Source organism: Streptomyces sp. WG7, assembly GCF_049975785.1.
Lineage (GTDB): Bacteria > Actinomycetota > Actinomycetes > Streptomycetales > Streptomycetaceae > Streptomyces.
This window is the reverse complement of the sequence record NZ_JBNGGE010000010.1, coordinates 108,787-124,011: the sequence shown is the minus strand read 5'-3', so window position 1 is coordinate 124,011 and position 15,225 is coordinate 108,787. Positions and strand designations below refer to the sequence as shown.

At 72.2% G+C, this 15,225-nt stretch carries 14 protein-coding genes; 8 read left to right on the top strand and 6 right to left on the bottom strand.

Annotation, left to right across the window (positions count from 1 at the left end; genetic code table 11):
• Positions 1–37 precede the first annotated feature (37 nt).
• Positions 38–1,450 carry a pyridoxal phosphate-dependent decarboxylase family protein gene (locus ACP4J0_RS13655; RefSeq protein WP_426598922.1) on the top strand — a complete coding sequence of 471 codons (1,413 nt, stop codon included), beginning with the start codon at positions 38–40 and terminating at the stop codon, positions 1,448–1,450.
• A gap of 86 nt (positions 1,451–1,536) precedes the next feature.
• Here ACP4J0_RS13655 and ACP4J0_RS13650 read toward each other — a convergent pair whose 3' ends face one another.
• The 3 genes from ACP4J0_RS13650 to ACP4J0_RS13640 form a co-directional block, all read right to left on the bottom strand.
• Positions 1,537–1,812, bottom strand: coding sequence for a hypothetical protein (locus ACP4J0_RS13650; RefSeq protein ID WP_426598921.1), 276 nt, complete (start codon positions 1,810–1,812; stop codon positions 1,537–1,539).
• A 1-nt stretch (position 1,813) separates the two neighbouring features.
• Positions 1,814–2,080, bottom strand: a complete 267-nt coding sequence (locus ACP4J0_RS13645) for a hypothetical protein (RefSeq protein WP_426598920.1) — start codon at positions 2,078–2,080, stop codon at positions 1,814–1,816.
• Positions 2,081–2,152: 72 nt separating this feature from the next.
• Positions 2,153–2,422, bottom strand: a complete 270-nt coding sequence (locus ACP4J0_RS13640; protein ID WP_426598919.1) for a hypothetical protein — start codon at positions 2,420–2,422, stop codon at positions 2,153–2,155.
• Positions 2,423–2,779: 357 nt separating this feature from the next.
• On the opposite strand from ACP4J0_RS13640, the gene ACP4J0_RS13635 reads away from it, so the two are divergent.
• Positions 2,780–3,460, top strand: coding sequence for a response regulator transcription factor (locus tag ACP4J0_RS13635; RefSeq protein ID WP_426598918.1), 681 nt, complete (start codon positions 2,780–2,782; stop codon positions 3,458–3,460).
• Positions 3,457–4,794, top strand: a complete 1,338-nt coding sequence (locus ACP4J0_RS13630) for a sensor histidine kinase (protein ID WP_426598917.1) — start codon at positions 3,457–3,459, stop codon at positions 4,792–4,794. Before ACP4J0_RS13635 ends, ACP4J0_RS13630 begins: the two co-directional genes overlap by 4 nt.
• Here ACP4J0_RS13630 and ACP4J0_RS13625 read toward each other — a convergent pair.
• Positions 4,700–6,208 (bottom strand): HAL/PAL/TAL family ammonia-lyase, encoded by a 1,509-nt coding sequence (locus ACP4J0_RS13625; protein WP_426598916.1) that lies wholly within the window; start codon positions 6,206–6,208, stop codon positions 4,700–4,702. The genes ACP4J0_RS13630 and ACP4J0_RS13625 overlap by 95 nt on opposite strands.
• Positions 6,209–6,270: 62 nt before the next feature.
• On the opposite strand from ACP4J0_RS13625, the gene ACP4J0_RS13620 reads away from it, so the two are divergent.
• Genes ACP4J0_RS13620 through ACP4J0_RS13600 form a run of 5 tightly spaced genes read left to right on the top strand, consistent with a single transcriptional unit; the run spans position 6,271 to position 12,011 of the window.
• The gene (locus ACP4J0_RS13620) at positions 6,271–7,845 is read left to right on the top strand and encodes an NAD(P)-binding domain-containing protein (protein ID WP_426598915.1); all 1,575 of its coding nucleotides are present in this window, start codon (positions 6,271–6,273) and stop codon (positions 7,843–7,845) included.
• A complete protein-coding gene (locus tag ACP4J0_RS13615; protein ID WP_426598914.1) occupies positions 7,842–8,912 on the top strand; it encodes an alpha-hydroxy acid oxidase in 1,071 nt (356 codons plus the stop codon). Before ACP4J0_RS13620 ends, ACP4J0_RS13615 begins: the two co-directional genes overlap by 4 nt.
• Positions 8,906–10,276 (top strand): cytochrome P450, encoded by a 1,371-nt coding sequence (locus ACP4J0_RS13610; protein WP_426598913.1) that lies wholly within the window; start codon positions 8,906–8,908, stop codon positions 10,274–10,276. The genes ACP4J0_RS13615 and ACP4J0_RS13610 overlap by 7 nt, the downstream gene beginning before the upstream one ends.
• Positions 10,273–10,440 carry a hypothetical protein gene (locus tag ACP4J0_RS13605; RefSeq protein WP_426598912.1) on the top strand — a complete coding sequence of 56 codons (168 nt, stop codon included), beginning with the start codon at positions 10,273–10,275 and terminating at the stop codon, positions 10,438–10,440. Before ACP4J0_RS13610 ends, ACP4J0_RS13605 begins: the two co-directional genes overlap by 4 nt.
• 41 nt (positions 10,441–10,481) lie before the next feature.
• Positions 10,482–12,011: an MFS transporter gene (locus ACP4J0_RS13600; RefSeq protein WP_426598911.1), complete on the top strand. Its 1,530-nt coding sequence runs from the start codon at positions 10,482–10,484 to the stop codon at positions 12,009–12,011.
• Between the two features lie 80 nt (positions 12,012–12,091).
• On the opposite strand, the gene ACP4J0_RS13595 is transcribed toward ACP4J0_RS13600, so the two are convergent.
• The gene (locus ACP4J0_RS13595) at positions 12,092–13,540 is read right to left on the bottom strand and encodes a class I adenylate-forming enzyme family protein (protein ID WP_426598910.1); all 1,449 of its coding nucleotides are present in this window, start codon (positions 13,538–13,540) and stop codon (positions 12,092–12,094) included.
• Positions 13,533–15,077: an NAD(P)-binding domain-containing protein gene (locus ACP4J0_RS13590; protein ID WP_426598909.1), complete on the bottom strand. Its 1,545-nt coding sequence runs from the start codon at positions 15,075–15,077 to the stop codon at positions 13,533–13,535. The genes ACP4J0_RS13595 and ACP4J0_RS13590 overlap by 8 nt, the downstream gene beginning before the upstream one ends.
• Between the last annotated feature and the right edge of the window lie 148 nt (positions 15,078–15,225).

Here is a 15,225-nt window from a genome sequence, read left to right as displayed (position 1 = left end):
GTGTGGACCTGGGCTGTCGCGCCTCTAATTTCCGCACATGAACGAGCACGCTTTTCGGACCGCCGCGGCTGACGCGGCGGGCCGCCTGGCCGACCACTGGCGGTCCCTGGCCTCCTGCGAACTCCCCGTGGTGCCGCCCGGTCCGCCGGGCACCACGCTCAAGGCACTCCCGGAGACGGCGCCCGAGCGGGGCGAGGACCTGGCCGGCATCCTCGAGGACACCTGGCACACGATCGTGCCGCAGCTGATGCACTGGCAGCACCCGAACTTCCTGGGCTACTACCCGGCCAACAACTCGCCCGCCTCCGTCCTGGCCGAGCTGGTCACGGCGGGCCTGGGCGTCCAGGGCATGATGTGGTCGACGTCGCCCGCCGCCACGGAACTGGAACAGCGGGTGTGCGACTGGCTCGTCCGCGCCCTGGGGCTTCCGTCCCGTTTCACGCACGCGTCCGGGCAGGGCGGCGGCGTGATCCAGGACTCGGCGTCGTCGGCCGCGCTGGTCGCCGTGGCCGCCGCCCTGCACCGGGCCTCCCGGGGCCGGTGGCGCGAGCACGGGACGGAGGGCCGGCTGCGCGTCTACTGCACGGACCAGGCCAACCACAGTGTGGCCAAGGTGGTCCGCATCGCCGGCGCCGGCGAGCCGGTCCTCGTCCCGACCGTCCCCGGCACGCACGTCATGGACCCCGTCGCCCTGGCCGACCGCCTCGACGCCGACCGGGCCGCGGGTCTGGTGCCCGCCGCCGTCGTCGCGACCGTGGGCACCACCGCCACCTGCGCCATCGACCCGGTGCCCCGGATCGGCGCCGTCTGCCGGGAACGCGGCGTCTGGCTGCACGTCGACGCCGCCTACGCCGGCAGTGCGGCGCTCTGCCCCGAACTGCGGGTCGAGGACGCGGATTCGGAACTCGCGGACTCCTACGCCGTCAACGCGCACAAGTGGCTGCGCACCGGCATCCCCTGCGACGTCCTGTGGGTCGCCGATCGGAAGGACCTGACCGACGCCCTCGGCGCGACCTCCTCCTACCTGCGCAACGACGCCACCGACTCGGGGCAGGTCGTCGACTTCAAGGACTGGCAGGTGCCGCTCGGCCGCCCGATGCGGGCCCTGAAACTCTGGTACGTCCTGCGCGCTCACGGGCTGGAGGAACTGCGGGAGGTGATCCGGCGCGACATCCGGCTCGCCGCCCTGCTCGCCTCGCTGGTCGAGCGGGAGCCCGGCTTCCGTCTCGTGGCCCACCGGCTGGGGCTCGTCGTGCTCCGGGCGGAGACCGACGAGTCGACCCGTGAGGTCACCCGTCGTCTCGCGGGGAAACCCGAGGTCCTGTGCACTCCCGCCACCGTGGACGGCCGGCCGGTGCTCCGCGCCGCCCTGGGGTCCCCGTACGCCGACGAGACGACCGTCCGCCGGGCCTGGGACACCGTCCGGGCCTGCGCCCCGCCCGCGTCCTGACCGGCCGGACGGCCCGCCGGGACCGGCCGGAGGCACTCCCCCGGCCGGTCCCGGTCCGGCCGGCGCCGGCCGGCCGGACCGCTCCGTCACAACAGACTCGGACGGACACCGATGAAGTCGACCAGCGTGTGGCTGACGCTGTCCTCCTTCACGATGCTCTGCCCGCTGGCCTGCAGGGCCTGGCATCCGTCGCCGACCTGGGCGCCGGGCGAGAGCAGCACGATGTTGCAGAGCATCACCGGTTTCTGCTCGGTCTGGTTGGAGTCGGCCGCGGCCTCCGTCCCGTTCGCCAGAACGGCGGCGAACGCCGTCAGCGACAGGCCGGCCGCACGCATCACGCCCCTGGAACGTCCTGCCGTCATCTCAGGCCCCCAGGGCGGCCGGGACGGCGACGTCGAGCCGGTTGACCAGATCGACGTCCTCGGTGTGGGTCTTCAGCACGCCCTGTTTCACACTCTGCCGTGCCTCGCACGAACTGTGAGCGGTGGTGGCGGCCGCTGGTCCGGTGTCACACAGCATCGACGGGCTGTGGGTGTTGATGTTGGTGTCCGCCGCGGCCACTCCTGCGGCGGCCGGCACCAGCACCCCCGCGGCCAGGGCCGCGGCTCCGACGAACTGACGGGTACGCATCGATGAACTCCTGAACTGAACGGGAACACCCGCCCCGGCTTCTCCGGCCGGACGCGGGGGAAGACGGAAGCCTCAGGGCAGCAGGCCGTCGAGCGGCGTGATCACGTCGGCGAAGTCGACGACGTCGAAGCTCTTGCTGTGGTGCTTGACCATCTGCTGGTCGACGTGCTGGTCCGTGACGCACGACTGCCCCTCACCGCTCACCGAGAGCAGCCCCGAACCGCACTTCATCGGCGGGTCGGCCAGATTGTCGTTGCTGTCCGCGTGAGCCGTCCCGCCCGCGCCCGCCACCATCAGGCCGCAGCAGAGCGTCAACACAACGCGCCTGCACCCATTCGCCATGTGCGCCATCTTCATCACCTTCACCGGTAACTCACAGCTTGTACGTGGTGACAACGGGGTACACCGGTTGGAGGACACTGCCCTGTGAAAAGCGGTTTTCCCGGCAATACGTTCGGGTGGCCCGGAGCACCGCCGGCCCGGTGCCGCCGTGCTCGGACCGAACGGCCGATCGCCCGGCTCTTCGGCGGTGCGGCTCGCGGCCGGTCCCCTCGTACCGCGCCCGTCCGCCCGCACGGTCCGCCACCACGTCCCTCCCCCGGCCCGCTCCTTGTTCGGCCGCCTCCTCAACCGTCCGGGAACCCCCTCCCGTACAGGGGCGTTGACAGGGGTTGCGGGGCGGGCGAGGGGAGGAGAACTGTGACGCGGAGACACGCACGGGATCCTTGGCGGCTGCTGCTGGTCGAAGACGACCGGGAGCTGGTCGGCATGCTCTCCGGCATACTGCGCGACGAGGGGTACGCCGTCGACGTCGCGGCCGACGGCCAGCGGGGCCTGCACCTCGGCCTCTCCCGGCAGTACGACGTGCTCGTCGTCGACCGGCGCCTGCCGGCGCTCGACGGCCTCGACCTCGTGAACCGGTTACGGTCCCGCGCCGTCCGGACGCCGGTCCTGCTGCTGACCGCGATGGGGACGGTCCACGACCGGGTCGACGGGCTGGACGCCGGTGCCGACGACTACCTCGTCAAACCGTTCGAGCTCGACGAACTGAGCGCCCGATTACGGGCGTTGTGCCGGCGGGCGCTCGACGCCACCGATGTCCTCAGGATCGGATCGGGACACCTGCACGTCGGCCGCCGCGAGGTCGAGCTGGCCAGTGGCGAGCAGGTAGCCCTCGCGGCCCGGGAGTTCGCGCTGCTGTGGGTGCTCGCCTCACGCCCCGCGACCGTGCACTCGCGGGCGGAGCTGCGCCGGCTGGTGTTCCAGGAGGCGCCCGCGTCGTCCATCGTCGACACCTACGTCTACTACCTCCGCCGCAAGCTCGGCCGGCAGGTCGTGCGCACGGTCCGCGGTCTCGGTTACCGGCTGGGGACACTGTGAGGCCCTCAGCTCCCACCGAGTGGGCGGCGGTGCGCCGGGCGCGGCTGCGGATCGCCGTGATCACCGGGGCGATCATCACGCTGCTGATCACGGTCGTCGGCGGCATCGCGCACACGGTCATGGTGCACGCACAGAACGATCAGGTGTGGCGTGAGCTGCGCTACGGCGCGGGCTACGGCGATCTGACCAGCCCGCCGGTCTGCACCTGGCTGTACGCGCCCGGCGTGGCCCCGCTGTCCAACGCCCCGGACGGATTCCCGTTGCGCGCCGACCTGAACCGGGTGCGCGGCACCCACGAGGCGGTGGAACGCACCGTGGAACGCAACCACACGGTCTACCTGGTGCGCACGCAGCTCCGGGCGGACGGGGACGTGGTGCAGGCGGTGTTCGACCTGCGCTTCCAGCTGGCCGACCGTAACCATCTCTGGTTCGCGCTGGGTGTGGCCGAATTGGTGGGGCTGCTCGCCGCGGCCGTCACCGGGGCACTCCTCGGACGGCGGGCCGTGGCCCCGCTGGCGGAGGCCCTCACCCGGCAGCAGCAGTTCGTCACGGACGCCAGTCACGAGCTGCGCACCCCCGTCACCCAGGTGCACACGCGGGCGCAGGTGCTGGCCCGGCAAGCGGCTGACCAGGATCTGCCGGTCCCGCATCGCGACGGGCTGGCCCGGCTGGTCACCTCGGCCGGCCGGCTCGGCGAGGTGCTCGACGACCTGCTGCTGTCCGCGAGCCTCGCGGCAGGCCCGGCACGGCCGTCGGAACGCCGGCCGGTCGATCTGGCCGCGCTGGCCCGGGCAGTGGTGGCCGAGGAGTCGGACCGGGCGCGGGCCCGGCGCCTCACCGTCGTCGTGGACGGCCCCCCGCGCCCCCTCTTCGTCGACGGCATACAGTCCGCGCTGCGTCGCGCCGTCGGTGAGCTGCTGTCCAACGCGATCAGCCACACCCCGGCCGAGGGGCGGATCGAGGTGACGCTGTCGCGCTCCGCCGGCATGGTCGGGCTGGCCGTCACGGACACCGGGCCCGGCTTCGACCCGGCCACGGTGGAACAACTGTTCCAGAGATTCCACCGTGGCGGCGGCGACGGCGGACGGTACGGGCTGGGGCTCGCGCTGCTGCGGGAGGTCGTCACGCGCCACCGGGGCACGGTCACCGCCACCGGCCGTCCGGGCCACGGCGCCCGGTTCGTCATCCGGCTGCCGGAGTACGAGCCCCTGCCCGGCGTCCCGGCCCCGGCGGGTCCGGTCACGGCAACTCGCGCGTGGCGAGCAGGCGTGCCGCGGCGCGGACGTCCGCGTCCAGCGGACGGTCCGGCTCGACCGGGGGGATCACCTCGATGAGAGCGTCGAGGAGTTCCGCGCACCGGGGCGCGGTGGGACGGCGGGCGCCGACGTGGACGGCTTGGCGCAGACCGAGCGCGAGGGAGCCGGACAGCAGGACGAGCAGCTCCGCCATGTCGTAGGAGCGCAGGGCGGCCTGGGTGCCGAACGGTACGACGTCCTGGTTGTGCAGGTTCGTCGGCAGGCTCTGCATCCCGGCCGGGGTCGCGTTGCGGCGGATCTCCGCGACGAACGCGGTGGCCGCCAGCTGTACGCCCTGGAGACCGTGCTGCAGGCCCGGTTCGGTGGCGAGCATCGGCGGCAGCCCTCCGTTGCGTGCCGGGTCCGTCAGCAGGTCCAGCTGGCGTTCGGCGAGGTTGCCCAGCTGGGCGGTGACAGAGGCGAGCAGGTCGGCCGCGAACGCGGCGGGCTGCCCGAAGAAGTTCCCGCCGTGCACCACCTTTCCCTTCTCCGCGTCGTCGTCGGGGAAGAGCAGCGGGTTGTCGCTGACGCCGCCGAGATCCGCGGCGACCACACCGTCGACGTAGCGCAGCGCGTCCTCGGCGGCGCCGAGCAACTGCGGGGCGCAACGGATGCTGTACGGCTCCTGCAGCGGCCGGGTGCCGGAGGGGTCGATGCCGGTGAGCGTCCGCCGCATCCGCGCGCCGACGTCGATCGCGCCGGTGTGGCCGTAGACGCGCAGCAGGTCCCCGTCGAGGAAGCCGGGCTCGCAGCCGAGGGTGTCGGCCAGCAGACAGGTGAGGGCCATGAGGGAACGGTGCGCCGTGCGGACGGTGTCGCGGGCGAGTGCCGTCGCCGCGGTGGTGACGGAGGTGCCGTTGACGAGGGCCAGCGCGTCGCGGCCGTCGAGAGCGAGCGGACGGAGTCCGGCGGCGGTCAGTGCCTCGTCGGCCGGCATGCGGCGGCCGTCCACGTAGGCGTGCCCCCGGCCGCGCAGGGCCTGGGTGGCGTAGGCGAGCGGGATCAGGTCACCACTCGCCCCGACGGAGCCGTAGCGCGGGACGGCGGGCGAGAACGTCGTGGCGAACATCGCGGCGAGCCGGTCGACGACCTCTGCGGACACACCGGAAACACCCTGGGCGAGGGACCAGGTGCGCAGCAGGAGGGCGGCGCGGCAGATCTCGTGCGGCAGGTCCGGTCCTTGACCGGCCCCGAGGTGGGCCAGGGTGTTGTCGCACTGGTCCGCCTCGTCGGGACGGCCGGCGTACCCCACGAGTGCGCCGAATCCGGTGGTGGCGCCGTAGATCCGGGGGGAATCGCCACCGTGCCGCAGGCCGTGGAGGAACCGGCGGCCGCGGTCCAGCCGCGCCCGGACCCCGGCGTCCACGCTGACGGTGAGTGGCGTCGCCGCGCGGCGCAGGGCGGCGGAGTCCAGAGGGTGGGTGAGGGAGACCGTGTCCGTAGTGGTGAGCACGTCCGGAAACATAGGCGGGCAATCTCAGAGCGCTCTGAGATCCGGTGACTAGCTTCCGGAGCATGACCCATGACTACCTGATCATCGGCGCGGGGCCCGCCGGGCTGCAACTTGCCGCCTTCCTGGAGCGGGACGGCGCGGACTACGTCGTCCTGGAGCGCGGCAGTGGTCCGGGCACGTTCTTCACGCGGTTCCCCCGGCACCGCTTTCTGATCTCGAACAACAAGGTGCACACGGGGTACGACGATCCGGAGCTGCGGCTGCGGATGGACTGGAACTCCCTGCTGAGCGACGACCCCGAGCTGCTGTTCACCCGGTACAGCCCCCGCTACTTCCCGCCGGCCGACGACCTGGTGCGCTACCTGACGGACTTCGCCTCCCGGACCGGGGTGCGCGTGCGGTACGACACCTCCGTCGAGAAGGTCTCCCGCGACGCCGGGGGCTTCACCGTCACCGACCACACGGGAAGGGCGTGGCGTGCACGGCGTCTGGTGGCCGCCACCGGAGTGCCCGTGCCGAACCTGCCGTCGGTCCCGGGCATCGAACTGGCCGAGCGCTACGACACGATCGACACCGACCCGGAGTCCTTCACCGATCAGCGGGTGCTCATCATCGGCCGGGGCAACTCCGCCTTCGAGACGGCCGAGAACCTGATGGAGACCGCGGCGGTCATCCACGTCGTCGGCTCGGGCTCGCTGAAGATGGCCTGGCGGACGCACTATGTGGGACACCTGCGCGCGGTCTACAACAACTTCCTGGACAGCTACCAGCTGAAGTCGCAGAACGCTCTCCTCGACGGCCGGGTGCTCGCGATCAGACGTGAGCCGGACGGCTTTCACGTACCGGTCTCCTTCGAGCGGGTCGACGAGGTGGTCAAGGAGATCCGCTACGACCGGGTGATCGTCGCGACCGGCTTCCGGTTCGACGGCTCGATCTTCGACGACACCTGCACGCCGGACCTGGTCGTCGACGGCCGTTTCCCGGAGTTGACCCCTCTCGGCGAGTCGGTCAACGTACCCGGTCTGTACTTCGCGGGGACGCTGATGCAGGGCCGTGACTTCGGGAAGTCCACGACCGGCTTCATCCACGGCTTCCGCTACGCGGTGCGGGCGCTGCACCGTGGACTGCGGCAGCAGCACGACAAGGTGCCCTGGCCGACGACGGTGCTCGGGGACGCCACGGAGCGGGCCGTCGACGCGGTGATCACCCGGGTCAACCGGTCCTCCGCGCTGTGGCAGCAGTTCGCCGTCCTCGGTGACCTGCTGCTCCTCGCCCCGGACGGCACGCTGCGCTACGCCGAGGAGGTGCCCGTCGGCCACGTGCCGGGCGCCGTGCGCGCCGGGGACTTCGGTGAGGTGGACGCCTACGCGGTGATCACCCTGGAGTACGGGGAGGACCACGACCGGGTGGACCCCTTCGACGTCACCGCGGGCCGCAAGTCCCAGCAGGACGTGTCGGGCCTGGACGGACGCTATCTGCATCCGGTCGTGCGCTGGTACCGGGACGGCGAGTTCGTCGCCGAACACCACCTCGCCGAGAACCTGGAGAACGAGTGGGACGGCGAGGAGGTCCACCGCGCCCCGCTGGACGCCTTTCTCACCGCGCACCGGAGCCCGGCCGCCCCGGTGGCGTCGTGACGCTCCGAGAACTGCACGACAGCGCACGGAAGACGCTGGATCCGGTCTCCTACGACTACGTGGCGGGCGGCGCGGGCGAGGAACGCGTCCTCGCCCGCAACGAGAAGGCGTTCGACCGGTACGCGCTGCTGCCGAGGGTGCTGAGCGGCAGCGAGACGCGGGACACCGCAGTCGATCTTCCGGGAGCCCGGCGGGTGGCGCCGGTGATCGTCGCACCTACCGCCTTCCACCGGCTGGTGCACCGGGGCGGCGAGCGGGCCACGGCCCGTGCCGCCGCGGCCGAGGGAGCCGTCCTGGTGACGGGGACGGCCGCGACCACCGCGGTCCTCGACGTCGTCGCCGCGGCGCGCGAAGCGGCGTCCGACCCGGCCGTGTGGTTCCAGCTGTATCTGCACCCCCGCGGGGAGGTCACCGCCGCTCTCGTCCGGCGCGCCGAGGAAGCGGGCTGCACGGCACTGGTGATCACCGTCGACTCGCCGGTGTTCGGCCGGCACACCAGGGACCTGCGGAACGGGTTCACCGACCTGCCGCCCGGACTCGCCGCGGAGAACATGCGCGGCCTGCCCGGTGCCGGACCGGGCGCGCTCACCGCCATCCCCATGTCCCCGGCGGTCCGCTGGCCGGACTTCGCCGAGGCCCTGCGCGCTACCTCACTTCCCGTGCTGATCAAGGGAGTACTGCATCCGGAGGACGCACGGCTGGCCGTCGAGCACGGCGCGGCCGGGGTGATCGTCTCCAACCACGGGGGCCGCCAGTGCGACGCGGTACCGGCGGCCGTGGACTGCCTGCCCGCCATCACCGAGGCGGTCGCGGGCCGGGTGCCGGTCCTGCTCGACGGAGGGGTGCGCCGGGGCAGCGATGTCGCAGTGGCGCTCGCCCTGGGCGCGAGCGCCGTCGGCGTGGGACGCCCGGTGGTGTGGGGTCTGGCCGCCGAGGGGGAGACGGGAGTACGGCGGGTCCTGTCGACACTGCGGGAGGAGTACGACCACACGCTCGCCCTGTGCGGCGGGCGCCGGAACGCCGATCTGACGGCCGACATGGTCGTACGGAACGGGGGGACGTGGTGAGGAACCGGACGAGGACGCGGGCGTGGTGGCTGCCGCGCGCCGTGGTGGCGCTGCGCGTACGCATCTTCGAGAAGGTCAACGGCGACCGGGTGGTGACCCTGCCCAACGCCACCCACGGGCCGGAGGTGTTCGAGCGGGTCTACGCCCACCCGGCCGCGAACGGGCGGAGCGAGGGGGCGGGCCTGTCCGACCTGTTCTGGTACTGGCTGGCGCCGGGGCCCGAGGTGCACCAGGAACACCTGGAGCCCGGCGAACGCTACGAGGACGTGGCCGCGACGACGCGGCGCATCGTCGCCGGGAACTCGGCCGATCTCACGGCGGCGGCGGCCCGCGCGGTCGCCGGCGCGCTGGACACGCTGCCGGACACGCGGATCAGCCTCGTACGGCTGCGGGACCTGGTGATGCCCGCGTGGGCCGGGTTCTGCTACGAGCTGGTCTTCCGGGAGCCGTGCCCGCCGCGTGCCCGGGACCTGATCACCGCTCACGCCGATGACGTGATCACCGCCCTGAAGTGCACCGGTCTACGCCATCCGCGGCGCCGGGCCCGGCTGACCGCCTACCTGCGGGACCGGGTCGCGGCCGGCCACGTACCGCACCCGCTGCCGGCCTCCCTGTCGGTGCCGGAGCAGGTGCACTACCTGCAAGGGACCTTCTTCAACACTGCGGTCGTGCAGCTGTCCGAGGCGACCGCGCACGTCCTGCTCGCCCTCGCCCACCACCCGCGGGTGCAGCAGCGCCTGGCCGCGGATCCGGAGGACGACCGGTACCTGACGCAGGTGCTCGACGAGACGATGCGGCTGTACCCGCTGTTCGGCATCGCCCACCGCATCACCACGGGTGAGATCCCGCTCGACGAGGCGACGGTGCTGCCGGCGGGCTCCGTGGTGTGCTTCAGCTACCCCGACTACCACGCCACCGGATACGACCGGCCCGAGGTGTTCGACCCCGACCGCTGGCCCCGCCTGACCGCCAGGGACGTCCACCACATCCCGTACGGCTTGGCAGCCAACCGCCCCTGTCCGGCCTGGCGGATCTCGCCGCTCGTACTGCGCGCCGCGGTCCGCGAGGTGCTGGGCCGGTTCCGGCTGGACTCGACGGCCGCGCACACCCGCTCCATTCCACACCGGGCGCCGTGCCTGCTGATTCCGCGCGGCCTGCCTCCCCGGCCCCGCCGCCTGGAGGCGTTGCGGAGCTTCGTCCGGCTGCGGGACGGGGTGGAGGACGTGACCCGGAGCGTACGCCAGTTGGTGCTCGGCACGGTCATGGTCCTGCACGCCCGCCGGCGGCGTCCGGCGGCACGGTACTTCGAGGAGCAGCGGGCCGGGCGCTGTCCGGTCCGCCACCCGGGGAAGGGCGACGGATGACCGGCACGGAGCTCGGCCCCGCGTTCGTTCCGGCGGTCGTGGTGATCCCGGCCGGCTGCCGGGTCGTGAGCCGGTGGCCGCGACCGGACGGAACGCCGCCCGTCGCCGAGGCGGGCCGCTTCCGCGGGGAGCCGCGTCAGAGCTTCTACAGGGCGGAGGACTGACCTTGCCCGCGCAACCAGCTTCGCTGATACCCCGGCCCTTGATGTTCTGGACCGGCGTCGCCCTCACGTGCGCCGGCGTCGGCCAGCACGTGTGGATGTTCATCGATTCCGCGTCCATGGGATTCCACATGGCCATGATGGGGACGTCGGAGGTGATGTGGGCCGCCATGGCCGCCATCGTCGTGGGCGTGGTGATCTCCGGGTTCGCGGTCGTGCAGCCCCCCGGAGCAGGCCCCGCGGCCACCCCCGCTCCGGCCCGGACGACCCGGGCGAGCCGGCACAGCCTCATCGCCGTTCTGAGCTTCGCGCTGATGGTGGACCAGATGAAACCCGCCACTCTGGCGTTCATCCAGCCCGGCATGCGTGCCGAGTTCCATCTCAGCGCCGCTGAGATCTCGTGGCTGCCCACCGTGGCACTCAGCGGCACGGTACTGGGATCACTCGTGGGGGGTCGTGCCGCGGACCGTATCGGGCGCAGGGCCACGATCCTCATCGCGTCCCTTCTCTTTCTCGGTACGACGGTGTGCGGCGCCATGACGACCTACAGCGGCATCCTGGTCATGTGCGCTCTGATGGGGATGGCGGCCGGAGGCATGCTGCCCGTCGTCTACGCCCTGATGACCGAGAGCCTGCCGCCCGGACGACGCGCGGCCGTCATGGTGCTCCAGGCCGGGCTCACCACCACTGGCGGCTACATGGCGGCCGCCGGACTGGCCGCGGTGCTGATCCCGCTGACCGGGTGGCGTGTTCTGTGGTTCGCCCAGCTCCCACTGGTCCTGATCCTGATCGCGCTGAACCGCTGGATTCCGGAATCAGCCGCCTTCACCGCCCAGCGTTCACAGGCCGGGCGCGTCCCCGCCTCCACCCTGTTCAAACGCCCCCAGACGGCCAAGACTCTGGTCGTCAGCGGTTACGCACTCGCCTGGGGCCTCGTCTACTGGGGTTTCATCACCTTCCTGCCCAGTCAGCTGGAGGCCTCGAACGAGGGGGGCATGTCCGCCGCCACGCTGCTGTTCGTCTCGTCACTGTTGTCCATCCCCACCTGCGTCGCGGCCGCATGGCTCTACATGCGCTGGTCGGCGAAGGGCACCATGGTCGTCTACGCGGCCCTCACCGTCGCGGCGCTGCTCGCTCTGGCCGCCGTCGGGACGGACGGCAGCCGGCCTGTCCTCCTGACCGCCGTGATGCTGCTGTTCGCCGGGACCGCCGGTGTCATCGCACTCATCGGCCCCTACACGGCGGAGATCTACCCCATGGCCATCCGGGGGACCGCCGGCGGTTGGGCCGCGGCGGTCGGCAAATCAGGCGGAGCCTTCGGGCCCCCTCTCATCGCTCTGGTCCTCTCCGCGCCGGGAGGCATGCGCACCGCCGCGGTGCTCGTCGCTCTTCCCATGGCCATCGCGGGGGGAGCCGTCGCCCTCCGCGGGAGTGACCCGCAGGCCGCTGCCCGGCATCCCGAAGACGCCGGGCTGAACGCCGAACTCGACGATCTGGTGCGCGGCGAAGCCGTTGCCGCCGAGAAGACCGTGCCGGCAACGCCCGCACCGGGCAACGAGGGCACGGCACCGTGAGCGGCGGCGCCCATGGCGGCGCACTCGCCGCCCCGTCCCTCCCGCCTCCCCGGGCACGGCCCGGGACGGGGCCCGGCACGCTAGCCTCCGGCCGCGAGACGCCGCTTGTCGGGTTTCCCGGCGGCCGTGAGCGGTACCTCGCCGATGAGGGTGAGCCGGGTCGGAGCGCAGGCCTCCCCCAGCTCCGCTGCCACGAGCGTGCGCAGTTCGCCGAGGTCCGGGGTACGACCGGCCGAGGGGACGACGAAGGCGTGGACGGCCTCGCCCGTACTGTCGTCGGGCACGGCGACGACGTACGCCTCCGCCACCGCGGGATGCCCGGCGAGCAGCCGCTCGACGGGCCCGGCGTAGTACACGTTGGCGTTGACGATGATCACGTCCCGGACCCGTCCCGTGAGCCACAGCCGGCCCGATGCGTCGAGACGGCCGAGGTCGCGGGTGCGCACCCACCCGTCGCGGAACACCTCCGCCGTGAGGGCGGGTTCGCGCCAGTAGCCGGAGCTCTGCGACGGGGTGCGGACGAAGAGTTCGCCGTCGGTCCCCTGCCGGACCGGGCGGCCGGAGGTGTCGCGGATCTCCAGCTCGACGGGCGGCACCCCGAGGGAGCCTGCCGGCTCCTGTGGGGTGGCCATGGAGATCATGCCGGTCTCGGTCTGTCCGTAGCCGTGGAAGACGACCGGGCCGAGCACCTCGACCGCCTCCCGCAGCCGTCCCGGCTCCAGCGGTGACCCCGACACCATCAGCGCGCGCAGACCACCGAGGTCCACCGGCGACTCGCGCTGATCCGCCACGAGTCTCGCCAGCCGGGCGACCGTGATGACGCTCGCGGTGGCCCGGTGCCGCACCAGGGCGTCGGGGAAGTCCGGTGGGTCGGCGGTGACCAGGGTGCCGCCGGCGGCAAGTGCCAGCAGCCCGTACTCCATCATCACCTGGCTGGCCAGGGTGCCGAACACCAGGAACCGGTCCAGGTGCCCGGCGAGTCGGCGGACGGCGGGCGGCCAGGCGTCCGGCCGGTGCGCCCAGCCCGCGGTCATCGCCGCGTAGGTCTGGGCGCACGCCTTGGGGACGCCGGTGCTGCCGCTGGTGTGCAGGAGCCGGGCGACGTCCTCGGGCCGTGCCAGAACCCGTGGCCGGACACCGTCGTCCTCCGCCGACAGCAGGCGGTCGAGCGCGAGGACGGTCCCGGTCCCGCGGACGCCGGGACCGTCGGGCCGGTCGGTGACCCGTACCGCGGCATCCCTCAGGAGGTGCTCCTGCTGGCGCCCGGTCAGGCCGGGCCGCACCCCGACGACGCGGGCCCCGACGACGTGGGCGGCGATGATCGCTGCGAACGGCCCGGGGCCGACCCCGAGCAGCATGGCGACGCCGTCGCCGGGCCCGACACCGCGGCGCCGCATGCCGTTCACCGCGCGCCGCACCATGCCGAGGAGCCGGGCTCCCGAGACCTCCCGGCCGGCGTGCTCGAACACCGTACGGTCGCCCGCCGCGTCGAGGAGGTCGAGTACGGCACCGGGGAACTGCTCAGCCAAGGCTCTCCCTCACAAACCTGGTGAGCGGCTGCCGGTGGACCGCCGGGAGGTTCCAGTCGTTCTCCAGGTTCTCCGCCAGGTGGTGGGTCCCGGCGAGTACGCCGTCCCGGTAGTGGCGGACAACGGGATGGAGGTAGGTGGAATCCATGGCGTGGTCGACGTCGTTCTCGACCACGCGCGGGACACCGATGTCGAACGGGTCGGCCTGGTCGTGTTCGGGTCCGTACTCCAGATCGACGACGAACCGGTGCGGTGCGGGCCCGAGACCGCCGTCGGTGACGTAGTCGAGCGGGACCTCCTCCTGGTACACGGCGCGGTCGCCGTCCACGCCGACCACGTCACCGAGGAACCCGAACTGCTGCCACAGGCCCGACGAGCGGTTGACGCGGCCGATGACGGCGTCGGCGATCGCCTCCGGCGTGGCGGTGAGCGTCCGGGCGGGCCAGGGGGTACCGAGATGGCGAGCGCCCAGGATGCGGTGCAGGGCACGCGTCGCGTAGCGGAAACCGTGGATGAAGCCGTTGGTGGACTTCTTGAAGTCCCGCTGCTGCATCAGGGTTCCGGCGAAGTACAGGTCCGGTACGTTGACCGACTCGAAGGACGAGGTCTGCTCGGGGAACCGGTCGTTGATGACGAGCGCGGGGCGGCAGGTGTCGTCGAAGACGGACGCGTCGAAGCGGAAGCCGGTGCATACGATGATCCGGTCGTAGTGCAGTTCGCGCAGCGGTTCCGTGGTCCGCGCATAGCGGAGCATCACCCGGAAGCCGCCGCTCCCGGACTTCTCGACGCTCTCCACGGTGCCGTCGAGCACCGCGTTCTGCGACTTGAGCTGGTAGGTGTCCAGGAAGTTGTTGTTCACCGCGCGCAGATGCCCGAGGTAGTGGGTCTTCCAGGCGAGTCTGACCGAGTGCGGGCCGGCGACGTGGATCACCGCGGCCTTCTCCACGAGACCGTCGGCGGTTTCGAACGCGGAGTTGCCCTTGCCGATGACCAGCACCCGCTGGTCGGTGAAGGACGCCGGGTCGGGGTCGAAGGTGTCGTACCGCTCGGCGAGTTCGAGGCCCGGGACGGGCGGCTCGTAGAGCCGGGAGATACCGGTCGCCATGACGAGCCGCTTGGCCTGCCAGGTGCGTCCGTCGTCGTCGGCGACGGTGAAGACGCCGTCCGTGCGGGAGACCTGGACGACCTCTGTCCCGTACTCGACGCGCACTCCGGTGCCTGCCGCGAAGTCGGCCAGATAGCGCACCAGGTCGTCCGCCGGTGGGAAGTAGCGCTCGCTGTACCGGGTGAAGAGCAGCTCCGGGTCGTCGCTGAGCAGTGAGTTCCAGTCCATGCGCAGGTTGAGTTCCGGGTCCGTGAAACCCGTGTGCACCTTGTTGGTCGATATCAGCTGCCGATGGCGGGGGTACCGGGTGAAGAACGTCCCCGGTCCGCTCCCCCGCTCCAGGACGACGTAGTCGCGCCCGTCGCGTTCCAGCAGAGCGGCAAGTTGGAGTCCGGCCGGTCCGGCCCCGATGATGAGATAGTCGCGCACCATGGCCCGGACGGTAGTGACGGGAAATCAGAAGGCTCTGAGATTCGGCAGCCCGCACCACGCTGCCGAACTCGGTCGGGAGCCCGGTCGCTCCGACGGGCCCGCCCGCTGTCAGGGGCGGGAGGCGGCTCGTCCTCTCGCAGACACGAGG

Bases quoted from the DNA above. Each gene is read 5' to 3' on its own strand.
- ACP4J0_RS13655 (WP_426598922.1), top strand. From the start codon at position 38: ATGAACGAGCACGCTTTTCGGACCGCCGCGGCTGACGCGGCGGGCCGC.
- ACP4J0_RS13650 (WP_426598921.1), bottom strand. From the start codon at position 1,812: ATGACGGCAGGACGTTCCAGGGGCGTGATGCGTGCGGCCGGCCTGTCG.
- ACP4J0_RS13645 (WP_426598920.1), bottom strand. From the start codon at position 2,080: ATGCGTACCCGTCAGTTCGTCGGAGCCGCGGCCCTGGCCGCGGGGGTG.
- ACP4J0_RS13640 (WP_426598919.1), bottom strand. From the start codon at position 2,422: ATGGCGAATGGGTGCAGGCGCGTTGTGTTGACGCTCTGCTGCGGCCTG.
- ACP4J0_RS13620 (WP_426598915.1), top strand. From the start codon at position 6,271: ATGACCCATGACTACCTGATCATCGGCGCGGGGCCCGCCGGGCTGCAA.
- ACP4J0_RS13605 (WP_426598912.1), top strand. From the start codon at position 10,273: ATGACCGGCACGGAGCTCGGCCCCGCGTTCGTTCCGGCGGTCGTGGTG.
- ACP4J0_RS13600 (WP_426598911.1), top strand. From the start codon at position 10,482: ATGTTCTGGACCGGCGTCGCCCTCACGTGCGCCGGCGTCGGCCAGCAC.
- ACP4J0_RS13590 (WP_426598909.1), bottom strand. From the start codon at position 15,077: ATGGTGCGCGACTATCTCATCATCGGGGCCGGACCGGCCGGACTCCAA.